Here is a 19,961-nt window from a genome sequence, read left to right on the forward strand (position 1 = left end):
CCCGACCAACTGCCCTGCTGCCCGGCGCTGGGACCGGTCGCCCCCGGAGACCACGAACGACCGGTCCGGGGTATTGCCGGAGAGACTGTTCCGGTAGGTAAGTTCTTTAAGAGTGTGATCGAGCGCGATACACCTCCGGATCGGTATCGAAATCCCTTCCTTGCCAATGCGATGGTGGAGTTAAACATGATCGACACCATCGGCAGCGGGATCAAGCGGATGTTTAGAATACAGCGGGACCGCAACTTCCCGATGCCGGACTATGATCTCGACGAAGAAGGTGTGGTGCGGGTCACGATTCCCGGCCGGCTGATCGACGAGCGGTATACCCGGATGCTGATCGAGCGGAAGGATCTTACATTGATGGATGTAATCGCTCTCGATAAGGTACAGAAGGGCCGGCCAGTAACGAGGGAGGAGCGAGACGTTCTGCGCGAGAAGAAACTCATCGAGGGGCGATCTCCGAATCTGTATGTGTCGGCGAGTGTCGCCGCCGAGACGGATATGCGGGCAGACTATATCCGGAAGCGGTCGTTTGACAAGGCGTACTTCAAGGATATGGTAGTGGCGTACCTGCAAACGTATCATGAGGCAAGGTGGCCAGAGATCGAAGGCCTGTTGCTGGACAAAGTTTCCGACGCTCTGAATGAGGATCAAAGACGTCATTTCATCAAGGATCTGCTCCAGGAGATGCGGATAGAGGGAACTATCACGACTGTCGGGAGGACAAGGGGTGCGAAGTGGGTACTGGCCTCTCGCACCTCGAATGATGCCTGATTGATGGAAGTATTAGCGGAGATTGGCGGAATGATCTCAAATGCTGTACGTTGAATCGAAAAATAGGCCTTAATCCATTGAGATTGTCAAACCTGGATTGGGGAAAGATTGGCGAAGATTGGGGAATGGTTGGAGATAGGGATGCCATGATACCAGAGGGCCGGACCACCCTCGACGACTGAGGCGCTTCTCCTCGACCATTCTACCGTCTTTGCCCCGGTACCGGGTAGCATGCAGAGACTGCGGAGATGAACCTGCAACTTGCGATGTCACGGCGGTTTGTGCTGCGAAGCCTGGTGGATGCCGCTGCCCCTGGTTCCCGCCCGAACGGAGCGGAGCAGTCTGTCCTCGCCTGAATCAAAGTAGTGCGGCCTCCCGCCCGCTGAATCCTCTCTGCCTTTTTGATGCGTTGCGTTCTCCCCTGGCATCCCGTTCAGCCCTCTCAGTACACCCTCTTCTCCGGGACCGCCCCCCGCACCCCGCCCCGGGGGTCTGCCACGTCGCCGGCATACCGGGGGATGACATGGACGTGGAGGTGCATCACCGTCTGGCCGGCGGCGGTGCCGACGTTGACGCCGATGTTGTAGCCGTCGGGATGAAATTGTTCGTCGAGGAGGGTTTTTGCCTCCCGGACGAGGGCGAGGAGGGCGGCGTGTTCGCCGTCCGTCGCGTCGAAGAGGGTGGGGATGTGGCGGAAGGGGATGAGGAGGAGGTGGCCGGGGCTCACTGGATATCTATCATAGCGGGCGTAGCAGAGGTCGTTTGCGAGGACTATGTCTTCGGGAGACGGGTTGCAGAACGGGCAGCCTATATCACCCATGCTTCGTACCCCCGGACGTGGATGAGGTAGGCGCACTTCTCGGCGAGGTGGTCGAAGGCCTGGTCCTGCCAGTCGCTCCCCGGTGTTTCGAGGCCGAGGAGCGAGACCGCGATCTCCCGCTCGAACGGGCGGGGGGCGTGGTCGTGGAGGAGGTTCCAGTAGCCGATGATGCAGTCCCGGCGGTCTTCGAGGAGCGCGGGGTCGGGGATGCGGTCGCGTTTTCTGGCGTTGATGAAGTCAAGAGCGGGGAGGAGGTTCCAGAGGTCGTTGTTCTTCCAGACCGCGAACGGGAGGACGTGGTCGATGTGCATCGCTTCCGGCGAGGAGATGGCCTTCCCCGACCAGACGCAGGTGAGCGTCCCCTCCTCCGCAAAGACTGAGCGATAGATGGTCCTTGCATCCGCGATCGCCCGCTCGGTCGTCGGGGTCTTCGTGAGCAGCGAGAGCATGCTCTCCTCGGTGACGGTCCCGGTCTTGTCCGCGGCCGCGGTGAACTCGGCCCACTTCTTTAAGAGGCACTCCTCCCCGGAGATGAACCCCCCGAAGTGCTCAAAGACCGTGCAGAGGTCGCGGGAGAGGGAGAACCGGCCGGAGTGCTCGATCAGGCAGGTCCGGTCGACCGGGCTCTCCCGGGAGACGCGGTACTGCCGGTCGTAGTCGAAGACGGAGTAGTGCTCCTTTGACTGCGAGTACCCGAGGTGCTTCATCGGCATCTCCGTGATGGTCTTCCGGATCGCTTTCACGAGCGTCTGGAACGCGGGCCGGATCTCGACCGGCATGGTGCCGCGGGCATAGTCGTTGTAGAAGACCGAGATCCCGCCCCGGTCCTGGTAGTAGTCGATGACCGGCATGAAGTGCTTGCGGAACGAGACGGCCTTGCCGGTCTCCTGGTCGGGGGTCTCCCCGTTCTTCTGCGGGATGAACGCCGGGGCTGCAAAGATGGGATAGTAGTAGAGCAGCCACTTCTCGACGAGCAGGCCGAGGGGGAACGAGACCGCATCACCGTCGTCCTCCCGCAGGTGCGAGGACTGCTGGCAGATCTCGATGACGCCCCGGAGGAGGGCATACTTGTAGGTCGCGTCGGCGCTGTCACGTTCGATGATGGTGTTGATCCGGCGGTACTGGGCGAGATCCATTGTTGTTGCAGGAGAGATCGGGGGGTGGGGAGATATGGGTGTTGGTTTTGGTTGGAGGACGTTCTGCTGGCGGTGTCGCGTTGTCCTGAATGAGACGAGCCCCGCTCACCGATTCACCAGTGCAGGCAGCCTACCGCCGTGCGCCATTCGGTACTGCCCTTTCAAAGCCTCCTCGGCAGATCCAGGGTGCTCGTCGACGACCATCCACCCGTACTGCAGTTCCCACCCGGAGGAGAGGAGCGCCCATACAGGATATTTGGCGGTATGACGGGTCGCAAGTTCCAAGTATCGGCCGTGGAGGGTGTTCTTGCTCCCGGCGTACGTCCCTGCCGACCCGATGTAGATCGTCGGGCAGTCGCCGATCTTTGAGAGCCGGTTTAGCCGGCTGCGAAGAAACCGGCCTGCCACATCCCAGCCGATTGACTCGGCAAGACCGACAGCCTTCTCGCGGACCTCTTCTGCCGGAGTTCCGCGTTGGTGAATTCGAATGACGTAGACCCCTTTGCGCTTCGGTGGTTCTGCATCTTGAAACCGCGTGAACTCAAACGCATCGAAGAGGTCGTTGCAGCAGTCGCCTGCCGGTGGAGATCCTTTCCCCATAGACCGTCACCGGTAGTAGGTCTTATAGCAGTCATTGCAGACTGGCCGGGTCTTTGTCGTCGTATGCTTGTTCCCGCACTTGTGGCATACCTTCTCCTTGTAGTCCGGGTTGTTGAAGCGGGCCCAGGAAGCGAAGCATTTCGGGCAGTACGGCTTCTCCGGGTTGTAATCGATCGTCTCTCCGCACCGGATGCAGTGTGCTTCCTCGCCCAGCACTGAATCCAGCGCCTTCTCAAGGAATCCTTTCTTCGGAGGGGCTCTCAGTTTCGGCGATATGGTTCTGGTGGTTTTTCTCGGCTCATAGGTCCGCTGACTTGCGGTGGCCGTTGCAGCCGTCCGGCCACTGTTCTCCGGGCTGCTTGCCTGCAGAATCCTTTCAACCTCTTTGAAGGTCTGAGCGTAGAGGTCGGGATCGGTCTCCCGGGAGAACCGGATGCCCATCTCCCAGTTGTTGCTTTGTGAATGTTTGTAGAGGTTCATCGAGGTGATGATGCCGAACTGTTCGTTGATGTAACATTTGGCGTGAAGGTCGTCGCACTTGTAGATTCGGGCACTCTGCAACTGTTTGAGAAACGCCAGATCCTCCGGGTTCGGGGTTGTATCGCTCCGGTAGACAATGTCGATTGGGACCTTTTTGCTGTCAATGCTCTGAAGATACTTCAGGTTGTGCGGGGTCAGGCTGATGTAGGGAGTGATGATCGAGATCTGCTCCTCAGCGCTCTTGATGAGCTCGATGAATGTTGCACTTACCCCGGATGCGTCCAGAAAATCTGCCATTATATTGCTCCTAATAGAATACTATTCGGTGGCGAGGCGAAAAATATTCTTATACGCCTCCGTTGGTCTGGATCACCGGTATGGAGCCGTTCTGATCGAAACCTGACTTAACGGGGGGTTTTGCGCCGGCAGAAAGTATTTGGCGATCGAGAAGAAATTTTCAATCTGGAAGAGAGGAGCACAGCGGGGCTATACTGAGAGTTGAGCAATGCCCGCGAGGGTCCAGCTGGGGAGATCATGGTCATAATACACGGGATATCTGGAAGTACGCAGTACCTCCTGAATGGGCTGAAACCCGTTGATGGAAGAAGTCTGGGGACTTTTGGAGATATTCATCACTTTTACAACAACTATACCGAAATCCTGGATAAGACCCAAACTGCGGTGAATAACCGACTCGATGAGAGGATAGCCGGCCTGAACGACACTGAGGTCCAGCTCGATACCCGGATTCGAGAGGGCATCGCCCGGCGTACGGCAGAGGTTGATGGGCAGATCGCTGAAGTCAGGGCCAAGATCGACAATGCAACAAATATCGTGACGCGATGTGCCTATAAGGTCAAATGCTGGATCGCGGTCTCTCTACGGTCCAGGAGCATATCGCGTCCCTTCAGCCGCCAGAATGTGGAACTACGCCGGGTTCAAACCGAGAAAGCGATGCTCATCCGGAACAGGACGGAGTTTGTCAAAAAGGGGTGCAGTAATGTCCTTGATAATCATACATTTATAACCGACAATATGTCGTTTTATATCGGTGCTATCGGGGAGGAAACGGTCATCAACGCCCTCTCACGGCTCCCCGATGAGTATCATCTCTTCAATGACGTGAACCTGCGGTTTCATCCTCCCATCCACTGGAAGGAGAAGAATGATTACATTAAGTCGAGCCAGATCGATCACATCGTCGTAGGCCCGACAGGGCTCTTTCTTGTGGAGACGAAGAACTGGAAACTCTCGGATATTGAGACGAGATCTGATAAACTGGTCTACCAGGTGAGGCGATCAAGTCTGGCGCTCTGGTACTACCTGCGGAAGCACTATGCACGAAACAACGTGCCGAAGACCCGCAACGTCATCATCTCGGTGCAGGGCTGCCGTCCCGGCCAGAGATTGGGGCCCCACATCGATATCACCACCCCCAACAGGCTCTGCGAATACATTACGAGGAGGGCGAGCGCCCTGCCGACAGCTGCGGTCGAGAGGTTGGTCACCGTGATCGGCCGGACGGTTTGAGGCCTCCTGGGAGGACTTTGGGGTCATGATGCTCCAGAGGGTGACGCCGGGGAGTCTCGATCTGAACAGAGCATCATTGATTCCAATGAAATTATGTCAAACCCAATCCTTTCATAGCAGCGGTCATCGGATCGCCGTAAAATACTGGATCTACGCGTTCCATAATATCTGCCGAAACGTCGAGGAAGTTCCGCTTATTCTCGATCGGGATGAGCGCCTTTCGGGCTCCGTTGTCCATGGCCAATTGTAATGCTTCTGAAAGGCTTGGAAGAGGCTTTATATTTCCCTGAATACTCAAATCGCCAAGGATGAGTAATCCGGGCAGTGCTTGATGCTTCTTGATGGCGGAATAAACCGCAATAACGAAAGCAATCCCTACATCGGCGGGGATACGGTTGGAGAGCAGATCGATGGCTTCAACGTGAATATCAGAGGTATCAAAAATACTGGCGATACCCATCTCCACCTTATGGCTTTGGAGGTACGAAAAAGCCCGGTGGATGGATTCCTTCATGCTCCCCTGTACCCCCCCTGCCATTTTGAGCTTCCCGGTGCCTGCGGAAAGGCCCACCTCAAGACGGTAGAGACCGACCCGACCCCCCTCGCCTACGGATGCTGTATAAACCGATCCAGGGGCCAGCGGGTCGGTGGATATCAGGTTTCTTCCGCCTTCTTCAGGCACTCCAACGTAAAATTCTTCACGTGTGTCGTTGTCGATGTAGGAGAAAGAGGTCTGGTAGTATTCGAAGGAACCCATCTTCTTCAACTGTTCTTTGACCCTTCTACGACCTTCCATGGCAATATCGAGTAACTCCGCCAGTTCTTCCTTGGAGAACTCTCCGTGGGGATAGATGAGTTTGATGAGGCCGGATACTGTCTTGCGGACCGCCTTCACATCACGGGCGTTGAGGTGCGATCCCATTGAGAAGTATTTATCGACTGTATCTGTGTAGTTATGTTTTCTAAGATCCCGCAGGGCTTCTGCAAGGTAGTCGACCACGAATCCGTAGTGATCGGTAAAGAAGTCCATCCTCATTTTGGGGACTTCCCAGCCCGGCAGATAGTAGTGCAGTCGATCGATGAAGGCCATATCTTCGCGAATGATATCGGGCATCGGAGCGAATAGGTGAGAAGACCGAACCATGACCTCAACTGGCTGGTTTGTGTTCCCGAAGAGTGCAATGGATGCATAGGCCGAAAGCGCTTCTTTGCCCCGGGCAAAGGTGCCGGATTCGGCGTAGGTCTTGAGCATAGTGATGATCTCCTTGCGCATCTTCTGGAGATCGGCCACCTCGTCAAACGCAACGACGTCCCAGAGCCCGACCAGCCCCATCTTTCCTGTACTCATGTTGTAGAAGAGGTTGGCAACGGTGGTCGGTCCGGTCAGCAGGATGCCGTAGGGGGAAATTTCCTGGTAGGCATACGATTTCCCTGTTCCCCGTGGACCCAGTTCCACCATGTTGTAGTTATGTTCGCAGAAGGGGATGAGGCGGACAAGGAGGAGCATTTTAAGGCGGCGGTCGAAGAACGAGGGCTCCAGCCCCAGACCCCGGATGAGGAAATCGATCCACTCGTCGGTGCTAAACATCCTGCGTCCTTCGCAGTACTGCTCTAGGTCGAAAGTGGCGAGCTGGATCGGTTCGAGGTCTTCTATCCAGAAGGGGCTCTTCTTGCCCCGGGCCTCCTCGTCGTACATGTGGTTGAGGTGAACCTCGGCCCAGATCCCGCCCATAAGGAGACGATCATATTTCTGGATGTAACGTTCGGGGATATGCACGTAATTGTGACCGAAGTTGACCAGTTCAGCCCAGTATTTGTCCTGATCGGAGACATATTTGACTTTAACCTTGTCGATGATCATGTGCCGGCCGCGCTCGCGGACATACGACTGCGCTTTCGTGGATTCATCCGGTCGCACGAAGTTGTTTGCGAGAGTTGTATTGACGATGTTCAACCCGGCTTCAATCGCCGCCGGATTATCGGTCGCACAGTATGTCCCGAGGAGAAATTCTAGCACGAACACCGGTACGTTCGCCCCGACCTTCACTTTGCGGACCAGGTCTTTGCGCACCACTCTTCCCGGGAATGCGATCATTGCTTTGTGATCCAGATCTTCCTGTTCTTCCATGCGTTTCACCTAGAACGTGATGTGTATGGGGATGTTCTCCAGTTTCTTCAGCAGAACTCCGGTCGTTGCATCGAGGAGATGGATGGAGGCGGATTTACCCGGCCGTATTTCCGGAGGAATGAGAAGCGTTACTGTGTTCGGGTCGATACTCTGCGGATCTTTCTGACTCATTCTCAACTGAACATCTCCCGTTGCCTGTTCGTGCCCGTAGAGCGCCCCAAACGGCTGGGAGATCAGATTGCCCTCGCTCCAGATTTCGACGCGAATTTTTGGTGGTTGCAGATCAACGAGTTTTGTGGCCTTTCCTTCTATTTTCACCATGCATACACGTGTGGTGATACTGTCGCCTCCCAGTTCGATGGTCAACTGGATGCCGGTGGAAAGTTGCTGTTCCTGCGGCGACGACTGAATGGTGAGCACGGGTATGATATACTCCTGCGGCGAGAGGCCGCCGTGGAAATAGGCGAGCCCGCCTCCTGCGACCTTGAAGACACCAAGTCCATACGGGGTGGCGATTTCCAGGTTGCCACCAAGCCCCAGGTCTGATGCTTTGAAATAACAATATGCTTCATTGGCCGCGCCCCCTCTCCCCACCCACACTCTGCGGTGCAGGTCGGCAGTCTCGCCGCCGGGAGAGGGGATCTTCATTGGGTCATCGATCTCTTCCCCGAACAGATACCCGTGATCTGCAGTGACGATGATCGTGGATACACCGTATTCAGTAAGGACCCGGAATGCTCTTTGCAGGGTGTGGAAGATATCGTCCATGTATCTCCGGGCCTGATATGGTTCGGCTTTTTCTGCGAATTCGTCGATCTCCTGGGAGGTCACGAGGATAAGGTCGGCGTTGCGGATATCATCCGTAACCGACTTTGAGAGGTGCAAGAGATCGCTGAGTTTGAGGGAGAGCACTTCGCTGTCTATATGCTCTTTGAGATAGTCCAGCCTCGAGGAGCGATCCTTCAATACTTTTCCTCCAACTTCGATGGCAAGTTTACCGCCTCCGATCGAGATCAGTGCAGGCTGTACGTCGGTTTTTACCATGAGAGCTGCCATCCCTACTTCAGTGATGGTAGGAACCGTGGCGCGTGCCGCATCAAGCGTTGCCACGCTATTCTCCGGGAGCACCTGCAGCAATTCCTGTGCCATTTCATAGCGGAAGGCATCCACGAGGATGTATGCGACCTTGCCCTGTTCCATGGCAGGTGCTACGTACCCGGAGATAATTTCTGTCTGGCGGGGGTAGTCCGGGAGGTCGAACCGTGATTGGGCGAGTTGCTGGACGAATCTGGAGGCGATTTCTCCTCCAAGTTCCATATAGCGTTGCCGGACCTTTGTATAAAGATTTTTTACTGTTTTTGGCGGTGATGCCGATTCGTACTCGGTGGTTGCGTAGTACTTTTCCACGTAACGATAGAGTGTATCCAGCTGGCACCAGGGCTGATCCTTGTCCGTATAATGCGCCGCAATCTCTCCGGCAGTGAAGTTTCGCCCTTTCATCGTGGTCTCGATTGCCTGGCCGAGGTTGAGGAACGCTGCAATGGTTGCAACGAGACGCCAGCGTGCTTTTGTGGTCGGCACCATTTCGGCCCAGAACCCCTGTTCCCGTTTCCGGGCGATCTCCTCGAGATCGTCTGTCGATTGGGTCAGAAGTGCCTGCTCAACCAGGCTCAAAACTGCCTGATCGATGCCCTGGAATGTGTGGATGTCCTCGATCTGGGAGAGTTCCAGACGATATTCTCCTATACCGAGCGCCTGCTCGATCTTCCGGGCCCAGGTGGCATAACTCTTCTGTAGGTCGCGGCGCATCTGCCATTCGTATACGAGCTGTGCGCAGGCCTGCTGATCCTTCGTGCTCCGTGCATGGGGAACCCGGGAAAGCATCTCGGGAACGTAGTTATCCAGGTTCGCCAGCAGTGCGCTCATGAGCACGTAGCGTGCGAGTTCTCCCCGGCAGGTTTCCGGAGTGTCCTCGCGAATCTCGGCACCGTATTCGGTATGGAGAAATGTTTTCAGGTCGTCCAGAGCGTTTTTCCTGGTGAGCTCTTCATCCGTTTCGGGGCGGTTCAGGAAGGAGAGGGTGATGTCCTGCGGGGTCTCAACGCGATAGATGAGGGCGAGGATCTTCTGGTAGCTTGATTTCCGGGCCCGTTCGGCAAGGGCATCGAGGTCGGAGAGTGTGAGTTCGTTCCGGTCAACCTTCTTCGCGATCTCTTCGAGTTCTGCGGCATCGTCGACGAGGTCTTTGAGCGCCTGGTTGGCGATGACCGCGAGACGGGTGTTGCGCTGCCAGGGTGTCTGGAGCGGTTTGAGCACGATGCCTGCCGAGATGTAGGCGACGAGAGCGTTTTCGGTTTCTTCCTCGGAGAGCGGGACGTAGATGAGGAGATCCGGTGGTTCCTCTCGGGTCATGAGCGGCGCGATATCGTGACGCAGTTCAAAGAACGAATCCCGGTATCTCGCCACCGTGCCTCCGGGGATCTGAAGATCCGCTGAAATGTCACCGTAAATTCTCTTCGGGTCAAACCAGACCACGAGATGATTGTCCTTCACCTGTTTTACAACCATCTCCCTGATGTACTCACTCACGTGCCCCATTGTCTAACTCCTCTTTATCAGTCCTTTCTCGGCGAGTTGCTTCCCGATCGACGACCACTCATACTTTCCTTCTATCAGTTCGTCCCAGTAGTTCTTCGGCTCGTTCCAGGGCACCAGTTCCCGGAGCGGTGCGATGGTGAGCACCACGCCGTCGTCGTGCTCCGGGATGAGGTTGAGGTTCGCCGCCCGCTCCAGTTTCTCGACGAAATCATGGAGTTCGCTGATGAACGCCTCCTGGCCGTCGATCTCCTTCTCCAGCTTCTTGACCGCGGCTCCGCCGGTGCCGGACTGCTCCCGCTCCTTTCGGAGGTCCTCCAGCCGTCGCTCCTCCATGGCGAGTTTATCCTTTGCATACCGGAGCGCCTTGTAAAGGGTGTCGCCATCCATCCGCGGATAGTAGATCCAGATGCCGTAGTTCTTCTTCGCCGACTGGAGCAGCCAGTAAATCGGCGCCTTCCGCCGGCTCTTCGAGTAGCGCTTCACGTGGTCGTCCCAGAACCCGCCTGCACTGGGTTTGCGGAAGTAGTCCCGCAAGGATTTGACGCCGAGGATCTCACAGGCCTCCTTCTCGATGGCATCGGCCCGGTCGCCCCAGATGAGGGCGAGGACATCCCGGATGCGGGCGATGATGTCGTCAGGATGTCCTTCGTCATCGACGAGGATCCCGTCGGGATCGACCGCGAGGGGATAGTCGGGCGGGATCTCGTGCGGGTCGAGCGGCAGGCCGTCCTCGCCCTGTAGCATCCCTGGCGAGCAGGCGGGAAGGGGGGCGAAGGGATCGGGGAGTTCGGGCGGTTCCCGTTCGCCGGTGGCGTAGCGGACGTCCCAGCGGCCGAAGATGGTGCCGAGAGTGTAGGAGAGGAGGTCGGCGGTGAGGGAGAGTGGAGCGGTGGGCGGGGCGTTGATCGGTGCGGGGCGATCACAGAACGCTTCTTCGATTGCTTTTCTGTCCTTGTCGTTGATGCCGTAGAGATTGAAAGCAATAGTGTCAATCTGGTGCTGTATTTCTCCTGCACCAACAGATACTTTCGATATTCCAGTGTTGAACAATAATGCACACTCTGATAATGATCTGTTCTTGTTAGGGGTCGTCAGTGATGGTAGGACGAATGGGCGAGTTGTTTCATCATTCCTGTCAATATGTCGTTTCAAATCGACAATCTGGAGTGTAAGACTTTCCAGTTCTCTATAAGCAGGTTGGGATATGGGGGGAAGGGGAGTTCGCTGAATAACCCCTACTTCATAAGATCCAAAGGCCATCTGAAGAGAGAGGAGCGATGAAAAAACAATTGAATTCGATATGCTGAGATAAACTGCCAAATTATCTCCATTTCCCGATGCGACTGGACCTTTATGACCGAAGATTGCACCTGCGGGGAACTGTCTCATATTGAAACCGAGTTGGGTCCTCAGTGACCATGTCAGCCCCGGCCGGAAATAATAATCGGTATTTTGCGGGCGTGAGTACTGTTTCCCTGTCTCCGGATTTATGTAGCTTTTAATTTCTTCCCCGTCATTTCCCCAATTCACCACGAGGTGTATGTCTGCATAGTATGGTGAGTATTCTCCACCCTTTGCAAACGGCACCCACTTCTTCCCGGCAAAGGTTTGCGCCCTGAATTCATCTGGTGTCGTCTCCGATGTCCCGCTGACGGTGCGGGTAGGGTCCACCTCCCACCATGCCCGGACAAAGCGAAAATCGTCGGCGGTGGCAAGACCCTGTTTGATCGTCCTCCCATTACCCTCGAAGGGGGGCAGATCCGCGAAGAGCTGCCGAATACGGTCAGAGACCCAGTAGGCGAACGGTGATCCCGGAACCATGGAGAACTTTTCTGGAGCGACAGGGAAGACTCCAGAGGATTCCTCTCCACTCCTCAAAGCACTGACTGAGTTCGCAAGCGCTGCTCCCTTATCCTTGTCGGCGAGCAACCGGATGAAGGTGCAATTTGACGTTGTCATCTCTTAACCAGTCCCTTCTCCGCGAGCTGCTTCCCGATCGAGGACCACTCGTACTTCCCCTCGATCAACTCATCCCAGTAGTTCTTCGGCTCGTTCCAGGGCACCAGTTCCCGGAGCGGTGCGATGGTGAGCACCACGCCGTCGTCGTGCTCGGGGATGAGGTTGAGACTTGCGGCCCGCTCCAGCTTCTCGACGAAATCATGGAGTTCGCTGATGAATGCCTCCTGGCCGTCGATCTCCTTCTCCATCTTCTTGACCACGGCTCCGCCGGTGCCGGACTGCTCCCGCTCCTTTCGAAGATCCTCCAGCCGCCGCGCCTCCATAGCAAGTTTGTCCTTTGCATACCGGAGCGCCTTGTAAAGGGTGTCCCCGTCCATTCTGGGATAGTAGATCCAGATGGCGTAGTTCTTCCTCGTCGACTGGAGCAGCCAGTAGATGGGGGCTTTCCGCCGGCTCTTCGAGTAGCGCTTCACGTGGTCGTCCCAGAACCCGCCTGCACTGGGTTTGCGGAAGTAGTCCCGCAAGGATTTGACGCCGAGGATCTCACAGGCCTCCTTCTCGATGGCATCGGCCCGGTCGCCCCAGATGAGGGCGAGGACATCCCGGATGCGGGCGATGATGTCGTCAGGATGTCCTTCGTCATCGACGAGGATCCCGTCGGGATCGACCGCGAGGGGATAGTCGGGCGGGATCTCGTGCGGCTCGAGCGGCAGGCCGTCGTCACCCTGTAGCATCCCGGGAGAGCAGGCGGGAAGGGGGGCGAAAGGATCGGGGAGTTCGGGCGGTTTTCGCTCGCCGGTGGCGTAGCGGACGTCCCAGCGGCCGAAGATGGCGCCGAGAGTGTAGGAGAGGAGGTCGGCAACAACACTTGATGGATCTGTGGGTGGCTTGTTTATTGGAGAGGGACGATCAGAAAACGTCTGTTTTATCAAGTCCTTATCTGAATCGCAGACGTCATAAATTGTATATGCGAGTTCATCAATCTGGTTTTGGATGCGATTTCCCTCTGTGGTTGAACTTTCAATAGTCAAGGTCCATTGATCAGCCATTGTTGCAATATTTTGATTCCTATATCGTATAATTGAGGGATAGTTGAATAGATGGCCCAATTCATTTATCTGTTCAATATCTCTTTTAATTTCGAGGATGTGAGTGACCAAACCGCTCAGAAGTAATTTTTGATCTATGCCGATTCCGGGCATTGGTGTTTTTTGTATGACACCTACTTCATAAGATCTGGCAGCAGCATCTGCGGCTGCAATCTGAATACTCACCAAATAAAAAAACGTGGATGATTGTACAACCGTCAGCAATGAAAGTAATTGTTTATCATCTTCAGTAAAACAGGATGGACCTTTGTGCCCGAATACTGCTCCTCTATTGAGTATTCTAAAACTAATACCACTGGTAGTTCTCAATGGCCATGTCAGCGCAGGCCGGAAAAACAAATTTTCTTCTGTATCTCTTAGCATCCAGACGTTTGAGTATGGACGACCTGAATCTGGGTTTATTCGATTTTTAATCTCTTGGCCAGCATTGCTCCAATTCACCACGAGGTGCACATCTGCATAATATGGTGAATACTCTCCTCCCTTTGCAAACGGCACCCACTTCTTCCCGGAAAAGGTCTGCACCCTGAACTCTTCGGGTGATGTTTCCGGTGTCCCGCTGACGATCCGGGTGGGAGCCACCTCCCACCATGCCCGGACAAAGCGAAAATCGTCGGCGGTGGCAAGACCCTGTTTGATCGTCCTCCCCTCCCCCCCGAACGGCGGCAATTCTCTAAACAGCCGCCTGATCCGGTCGGAGACCCAATACGCAAACGGCGACCCTGGTACCATGGAGAATGTCTCTGGAGCGATGGAGAAGACAGCAGAGGACCCTTCTCCGTTTTGCAGCGCATCGATCGCATCCGTAAGCGCCACTCCTTTATCCTCTTCGGCAAGCAGCCGGATGAAGGTACAACCCCCACCCATCACAGCGCCTCCAGGCAATACGCCGCCGTCTCCACCATCGCAGTATCCAGCACCCCGTAGCCGAGGTCGGCGACCACGACCGGCCGGCACTCCTTCAGCAGAACTTCTTCCCGCCACTTCTGGAACGACGAGAGGAAGAACCCGGTGCGGGACGTGATGGCGCCGAGCCTGCCGCGCGGGATGAGTTTACCAACCCAGCGTTCCACGAACGCAGCGTAGACGTCGTTCTTCGTCCGCGGGTAGGTGCTGTCGATGTACTTCTTCGAGGGCGTGCTCGCCGCCCCGAACGGCGGATTCATCAGGACGACGTCGTACTGCTTCTGGCAGAGCTCGATGAACGCAAAGCCCCGCTCCGCATCCTCGGCGAAGAGCTTGCGCCGGTAGCCTGCACCGTTGAAGGCCTGCTTTGCATAGGCACGGAGGGCTTCAAGAACCTTCTGCTCCGCCATGTCCCAGAACGAGGCATCGGTGATGCCCTTGAACGAGTAGAGCCCCGTCTGCCACTCCTGTTTCTTCTCGGCCGGGAAGAGAGTGGTCTGCTCGTCTTTTGGTCGGATGAGCCACTGCTGTTTTGCCTTTGTGACAGTGTCCTGGATCTCGGCTTCGATCTTGAGAAGCGATCCTGCCTCACCGGCAAGCTTCATCCTCTCGAAGATCTCCCGGACGAGCGCACCGAGGAGCGGGGGATTAAGGCCCTGCATGAAATCGTTGAGCATATCCTCCTCCCCGGGCATCGGTTCGGCACAGACGATGTTGGCCTTCGTGATCCGGGGGTTTTGCTCATGATCGAGCCCGATATCCTGGAACGAGCGCTGGGCCCGGAGCCAGAGGGCCAGGGAGGCGATCTGGGTAGCCCGGAGATCGATATCGATCCCGTGCAGGTTGTGGCGCAGGATCAGGCCCGGGACCTCTGCAAGGAAGGCATCGCGGTCGGGGTAGTCCTCCCGGAGTGTTTTCCCCGAGACGGGCCATACCGGCGCCTGTTCATCCTCCCACGCCTCCCGGTAGATTGTCTCCAGCAGATCATAGCAGTAGAGCAGGAAGTGGCCGGACCCGCAGGCAGGATCCAGCACACGGATCTCCCGCGGATCCTTCTTCGCACGGAAGGAAACCAGTTGTGGCAATCTGAGCAGGGTCTCCTGCGACGCATCGGGGTCCATGCCCGCCCGGATGCGGTGTTCGACCTCCGCAGCAAGGGCCGTGGTTGCCCGACCGTGCTCGTCCCAGGAATCACTGAAGCGATTGGCATTCGCCATCGCATACAGGCAATCGAGGATATCCTGAGTCTTCCAGGACGCAAGATCGACCTCACCGCCTGCATCAAGAGCAGTCACCGCATCCTCCCACATCCCGAGCCGGGGATCGTGCGACCAGTCAAACCTGCGGCCGGACCAGGCAAGATCCCACGCCGAGGGAAACACTGTTCTTTCGCCGTTCGAAAATCCCTGCAGCATCTCCGCCCCTTTCCCATCCTCCGTATCACCCAGGAAGACCTCATCTGGGTAGCGGACGAGAAACTCGCACCTCTCGGCGAGAGCTGTTTTGCCCTGGCACATCTCGTACCAGGTCCGGCCGAGGGTGTTGTCGGTCAGGAACTGCACCACGTAACGCGGAGTGAAGAACTGGTTGCGAAAGGCGAGTTCGTAAGAATTTCTCGGTGCCTGGCTCTCCTTGCGAGCCTTGTCACGGAGCTCTTTTGGTGTAAAATACTGGTAGATCCATCCTACGGTCTCGTCACTCTCCCAGATCTCAGCGAGCGATTCGGCATTCAACTCCTCCATCACCGCATCGATAGTCCGTTGCGGCGGAAAGAGACGGTTTGCCGGATCGGTGGGGGAGAAGAGGACGCCAATCTCTTCGTTCAGGCTTGCCCCAAGCCACCCGAGATAGTGGCGGTAGGCCGCATCCTGTTTACCCGAGGAGTATAACTGCTCGTCCTCCGGATGTTCCGCACAGTAGCGAAGGAACCCGTTCGACCGGATCCCCCTGCTCACCGACTCCCGGATATGCCCGCGTGTTTCGAGGATCTTGTAGGCACACAATCGGTTGAGGTGGGTGAAGGCCACCTCCCGGACAAGCTGCCCGGCGGCTTCCTTCTTTGAGTAACCGCTCGCCTGAATGTGCTCCAGGTGGGCGATGAGATCGTTGCGGAAGCGTTTATCCTCGGCTGAGAGATGCTCCATCCGTTCATTGGGGGTAATCGTTCCTTTCTTGTCGATCCCATATCTCCCCTCCAGGAGTTCGGATATGGCCGTCTCCAGGATCTTTCGGCAGCCGGTCACTGCATTCCTGAGTGTATTTCTTGTAGATGCATCCATTGAATCTCACTCCGGTATAATGACGATCCCCTCATCGATCAGCTTGAGCAGTTCCTCTTTCAGTGCTCCGACGGCGAGTTCAACCGACTCCTTGCTGTCAAGCCGGGAGGGGAATGATGCCGAAAGCCGCAAACGCTGGGTCTTTATCTCAGGATCTTTTACGAGGAGTTCCTGCACCTTGGCGAGCGCCTCCTGCGTTCTCCCCGCGACTGCAGCGATATCGGAGTGCATCTGGCCCAGGCTGGCACGGCAGGTGGCGCACCTCCACACCTCTTCACTGAACCGTAAGTCCGTACAGCCCACGCTTTTAAGTTGAGAAAGCACGATTTTCTGGTCTCCCTCTCCTATTCCGGCAAAATCGGGATCTCCCGTCACTTCCTCAATCGCCTGCAGGTAGAGATTCCTGCGCTCCTGGTGGGCAGCCTCATACTCTTCCTGGAAGGTTGCAACGAGCTGATCAGAGAGAGCGACAATTTCGTCCACCTGTTCATAAAATGTAGGCGAGGAGAGAGTCGCAGCAAGTGCTTCGCTCGCCTCGGGAACATCGATCTGAGGGGCCACCTCGTGAAGGATTTTACGTGCCCGTGACACCGCCTCAAGGCATGCTGGTGTAAAGTTTCGCTTGAGCGCAAGATATGCCCGGTGCGCTGCGAGCAGATCGGCTCCATAACTGTCAATGAGCGTGAATGTATCGTTGGGATCGGAGGACTTGATGGACGAGAGTTGATCGAAGTAGTCGTCGACGACATCACCGGCGGGAAGATTGTACGAGTGAATGCGTGTTTTCAACTCAAGGACATCATCGTGGTATTTTGCTGCAAGGGCTTTGAATGCAGAGACGATCCTGGCCTCTTCGATGTCAATCTCCACCCCTTCGATATCCCTGTGCAAATCGGAAGCTCTTACGAGAGCAGCGAGAGGCGGTTTGCCGACACGCTCAATAAACCCAGCATTCCTGAATTTGATATTGCTGGTAAAGGGCACCCAGGCCTGGGGATCGGCATAATTCCGGTACACTTTACCCTCGTGAAGAACTTCGATCTCCCCTGCGCGGAACAGAGCGGCAAGCACGACCTTCAGCACGTCAGTATCCCAGCCGTAGCCGAACCCGGAAAAATGTTGTTCCAGTTTCTTTCCTGTTTCACGCTCTCCACCGTATTCCTTTGCGTGGTGAATCTGCCCGAAAATTTCCAGGGCTATAGGTGCATTGGGGTTGAGAACGTAGTTCTGCCCATCTCGAATGACCAGCGCGAGCGAATCGTCCCCCTCATAGAATACAGTTGGCAGTCCATTGAGATTCTCTGCTTTGAGGAGTTTTGCGGCCTCATCCCCTTTGAGTTTTACCGCACCCATCTCGAATTTCGGGAAGAGCTCCGGCACGGCGTACTCAAAGAATCCCCTGAATACAGCGCTCAATGAGTTCCCAAACGAAGAGCTGTCCTTTTTCCTTCCATCGAATATGCCGGTACCCTGAACCAATGCTTCAGAAATCTTATCACTGATACGGGATCTGATGCGGCTTCTCTCCTGTTTTTCGCTCTCAAGACTGTCCCGCTCGACATTACTGATCTTGTTCTGTGCTGCCAACCGCGCAAACTCTTCAACCATCCAATGGGATGCATGATACTGCGCTACGAGGTCATCAATCTCCGGAGTGAGCGCCATTACCCAGAATAGTGTTTTATTCTGGAGTCTGCTCTCATCTTCAACAGCCTCAATCTTCCTGGCAATGTCTAAGGGTGAATCAGCCATCACAATAGAAACAGGAATTATCCCCGGATCGCCGATTCTCACGCCATCCACAGAATACTCAACCTTAAAATTCTTCTTTTTTAATTGGTAGTTCTTCAGTTTGGTATCGGCGACGATATCTCCGATAACATCATGGAGGATAGTAATCCTATCGGCAGGCTTCGGGTTGAGGTGGCGACGCCGTTCCACTCCCCAGTTCTTCTCCTCAGCGGACTGGAGTTTCCACCCCTCCTCAGTACTTTTAATGAAATCGGCATCGCTCAGTCGCTTAAGTGCTTCCTCCACTTTGTGAGTGGGCACGGATTCATCAACCGACTTCAGCATCACCGCAGCAATGTTCCGGGTCGTTCTTGGGACTTCACGCACGAACTCGAGGAGACTGATCGTCTTTGCCACCCGAAGTGCCCAACCGCCGTCATCAGGGAATGTCTCGGCAATTTGAGCGATATCGGATCGACGCTCCTGGAGACTCCCTTCGACAAGTTCGTAGATGTCGTCCAGGGCGACGAGCGTCCCAACCGGTTTGGCAGCGAGGTTTGTTCGTTCTGAGACGAGCATCTCATATGCCTGCTTGATGATCGTCCGGTTGCTCCCGCCGATATGGCGTGTCGCTCCTGGCTGGCGGCGGATGCCGTCCATGATCTTGATGGAGAGATTGATGAAATGCGGGAGATAGGGGTAAAATTGCACGAAGTCCTCTTCGGTGATATCGCTGCGGATTGGAGTGCGCTCAAGACGGCATTGTTCAAGCAACTTCCCATGGCTGTCACGATAGATCTTTTCGAGAACTGGTTTCGCTTCTTCTTTCTTGGAGAGAACGCGCCGGGTTGCAACCTCTCGAATATCCTCCGGGGAGAGATCCACCGTAAAAAAACGATCGAGAAGGCGTGGAAACTTGACGTTCTTCTCGTCAATCGTGTTAATGACATCCTGCAATCGTTCTTGAGAGGTCACTATCACCCACACGGGTGCAACGATCTCTCCCCTTTTAAGCCGGTTCTTGCTCTCCTTCCCGAGCCCTTCGATGACAACTCGAAGATCCTCCAGTTTGGCATCACTTCTTCCCACATACTGGCCGACTTCGTCGATAATGAAGACGAGAGATTTCCCTTTCAGACGCCGTCCGCTCAGTTCAAAAACCCGTGCTACAAAATCTTCCACCGAAAAATCGACGGATTTCCCACGCACTGTATTTCGCCATACCAGTACATCGGGATAGGTAGCAGGATCAAGCCGGTGCATCGCCGCACTCGCCCGCCCCATCTTCTCCGCACCGTTTCGCGCTTCTTCCCAGGGCACATCTTGGTAGAGCTCATTATATGCAACAAGGAAGTCGTCGTATCTGCCCGATTTTTCAAGCCAGATCTCCAGTTCTGCTATATCAAAGTCCTTTGAGTATCCCAGATTTTCGAGTAGAGAACGATACATCACCTCGGAAATCAGTTCTTTGCCGCCTTTCCTGACATAACTCGTGTTCGCGATATCGAACATGATGACTTTCGCTGGAATTCGGGCGTTGATATTGTCGATGTAACTGCTAATTCTCTGGTCGTCGAATTTTTTCTTGAATAATTCCGAGGCGTTTGAACCGCAAATTTGGGGGTTGGAGAGTATCAGTCCGAGATTTTTAGCAAACGATGACTTTCCGGAGCCAAAGAAGCCAGAGATCCATAGACCCATCTTCTCGATCTTCTGGTGGGTCTGTGGACTTTTTGCTATGGCCCCAAGCGTATCCGCAAGATGGTCTTTGATGTTATCGGTCGGGACGTATTCTGCTATTTCTTCATAGATCGTCTGTTCATCGTCCTGGTAGACCTTGATGATCTCCTCAATCTGACGCGACAGATCTCGTTCAATTAAATCTTGAATTCGTTCCATGCTCTCCTC

12 protein-coding genes are annotated in these 19,961 nt (G+C 55.4%); 2 read left to right on the top strand and 10 right to left on the bottom strand.

The window, feature by feature from the left end:
* The first annotated feature begins 114 nt into the window (after positions 1 to 114).
* The gene (locus tag QZ408_RS11430) at positions 115 to 777 is read left to right on the top strand and encodes an ATP-binding protein (RefSeq protein WP_292491659.1); all 663 of its coding nucleotides are present in this window, start codon (positions 115 to 117) and stop codon (positions 775 to 777) included.
* A gap of 442 nt (positions 778 to 1,219) precedes the next feature.
* Here QZ408_RS11430 and QZ408_RS11435 read toward each other — a convergent pair whose 3' ends face one another.
* From QZ408_RS11435 to QZ408_RS11450, 4 genes are all read right to left on the bottom strand, one after another.
* Positions 1,220 to 1,597, bottom strand: coding sequence for an HIT family protein (locus QZ408_RS11435; RefSeq protein WP_292491660.1), 378 nt, complete (start codon positions 1,595 to 1,597; stop codon positions 1,220 to 1,222).
* Positions 1,585 to 2,733: an HNH endonuclease domain-containing protein gene (locus tag QZ408_RS11440; protein WP_292491661.1), complete on the bottom strand. Its 1,149-nt coding sequence runs from the start codon at positions 2,731 to 2,733 to the stop codon at positions 1,585 to 1,587. Before QZ408_RS11440 ends, QZ408_RS11435 begins: the two co-directional genes overlap by 13 nt.
* Positions 2,734 to 2,838: 105 nt before the next feature.
* Positions 2,839 to 3,333 carry a hypothetical protein gene (locus QZ408_RS11445; protein WP_292491662.1) on the bottom strand — a complete coding sequence of 165 codons (495 nt, stop codon included), beginning with the start codon at positions 3,331 to 3,333 and terminating at the stop codon, positions 2,839 to 2,841.
* Positions 3,334 to 3,339: 6 nt separating this feature from the next.
* Positions 3,340 to 4,110, bottom strand: a complete 771-nt coding sequence (locus QZ408_RS11450; RefSeq protein WP_292491664.1) for a phospholipase D family protein — start codon at positions 4,108 to 4,110, stop codon at positions 3,340 to 3,342.
* Between the two features lie 237 nt (positions 4,111 to 4,347).
* On the opposite strand from QZ408_RS11450, the gene QZ408_RS11455 reads away from it, so the two are divergent.
* Positions 4,348 to 5,343, top strand: a complete 996-nt coding sequence (locus QZ408_RS11455; protein ID WP_292491666.1) for a nuclease-related domain-containing protein — start codon at positions 4,348 to 4,350, stop codon at positions 5,341 to 5,343.
* Between the two features lie 91 nt (positions 5,344 to 5,434).
* Here QZ408_RS11455 and brxL read toward each other — a convergent pair whose 3' ends face one another.
* The 6 genes from brxL to brxC all read right to left on the bottom strand — a co-directional run bounded on the left by brxL (position 5,435) and on the right by brxC (position 19,952).
* Positions 5,435 to 7,471, bottom strand: coding sequence for a protease Lon-related BREX system protein BrxL (gene brxL, locus QZ408_RS11460; RefSeq protein ID WP_292491668.1), 2,037 nt, complete (start codon positions 7,469 to 7,471; stop codon positions 5,435 to 5,437).
* Positions 7,472 to 7,480: 9 nt separating this feature from the next.
* A complete protein-coding gene (locus QZ408_RS11465; RefSeq protein ID WP_292491670.1) occupies positions 7,481 to 10,060 on the bottom strand; it encodes a PglZ domain-containing protein in 2,580 nt (859 codons plus the stop codon).
* Positions 10,061 to 10,072: 12 nt separating this feature from the next.
* On the bottom strand, positions 10,073 to 11,119 hold the full coding sequence (locus QZ408_RS11470) for a hypothetical protein (RefSeq protein WP_292491672.1): 1,047 nt from the start codon (positions 11,117 to 11,119) through the stop codon (positions 10,073 to 10,075).
* A gap of 905 nt (positions 11,120 to 12,024) precedes the next feature.
* Complete coding sequence (locus QZ408_RS11475) at positions 12,025 to 12,960, bottom strand: hypothetical protein (protein ID WP_292491674.1); 936 nt, start codon at positions 12,958 to 12,960, stop codon at positions 12,025 to 12,027.
* 1,043 nt (positions 12,961 to 14,003) lie between these two features.
* Positions 14,004 to 16,322, bottom strand: coding sequence for a DNA methyltransferase (locus tag QZ408_RS11480; RefSeq protein ID WP_292491676.1), 2,319 nt, complete (start codon positions 16,320 to 16,322; stop codon positions 14,004 to 14,006).
* Positions 16,323 to 16,328: 6 nt separating this feature from the next.
* Positions 16,329 to 19,952 carry a BREX system P-loop protein BrxC gene (gene brxC / locus QZ408_RS11485; protein WP_292491677.1) on the bottom strand — a complete coding sequence of 1,208 codons (3,624 nt, stop codon included), beginning with the start codon at positions 19,950 to 19,952 and terminating at the stop codon, positions 16,329 to 16,331.
* Between the last annotated feature and the right edge of the window lie 9 nt (positions 19,953 to 19,961).

This window comes from Methanoculleus sp. 10 (genome assembly GCF_913757945.1).
Classification (GTDB): Archaea; Halobacteriota; Methanomicrobia; order Methanomicrobiales; family Methanoculleaceae; genus Methanoculleus.

Excerpts from the sequence above, each read along its gene's own strand:
- QZ408_RS11480 (WP_292491676.1), bottom strand. The coding sequence starts at position 16,322 with ATGGATGCATCTACAAGAAATACACTCAGGAATGCAGTGACCGGCTGC.
- QZ408_RS11440 (WP_292491661.1), bottom strand. The coding sequence starts at position 2,733 with ATGGATCTCGCCCAGTACCGCCGGATCAACACCATCATCGAACGTGAC.
- brxL (WP_292491668.1), bottom strand. The coding sequence starts at position 7,471 with ATGGAAGAACAGGAAGATCTGGATCACAAAGCAATGATCGCATTCCCG.
- QZ408_RS11450 (WP_292491664.1), bottom strand. The coding sequence starts at position 4,110 with ATGGCAGATTTTCTGGACGCATCCGGGGTAAGTGCAACATTCATCGAG.
- QZ408_RS11455 (WP_292491666.1), top strand. The coding sequence starts at position 4,348 with ATGGTCATAATACACGGGATATCTGGAAGTACGCAGTACCTCCTGAAT.
- QZ408_RS11445 (WP_292491662.1), bottom strand. The coding sequence starts at position 3,333 with ATGGGGAAAGGATCTCCACCGGCAGGCGACTGCTGCAACGACCTCTTC.
- QZ408_RS11435 (WP_292491660.1), bottom strand. The coding sequence starts at position 1,597 with ATGGGTGATATAGGCTGCCCGTTCTGCAACCCGTCTCCCGAAGACATA.
- brxC (WP_292491677.1), bottom strand. The coding sequence starts at position 19,952 with ATGGAACGAATTCAAGATTTAATTGAACGAGATCTGTCGCGTCAGATT.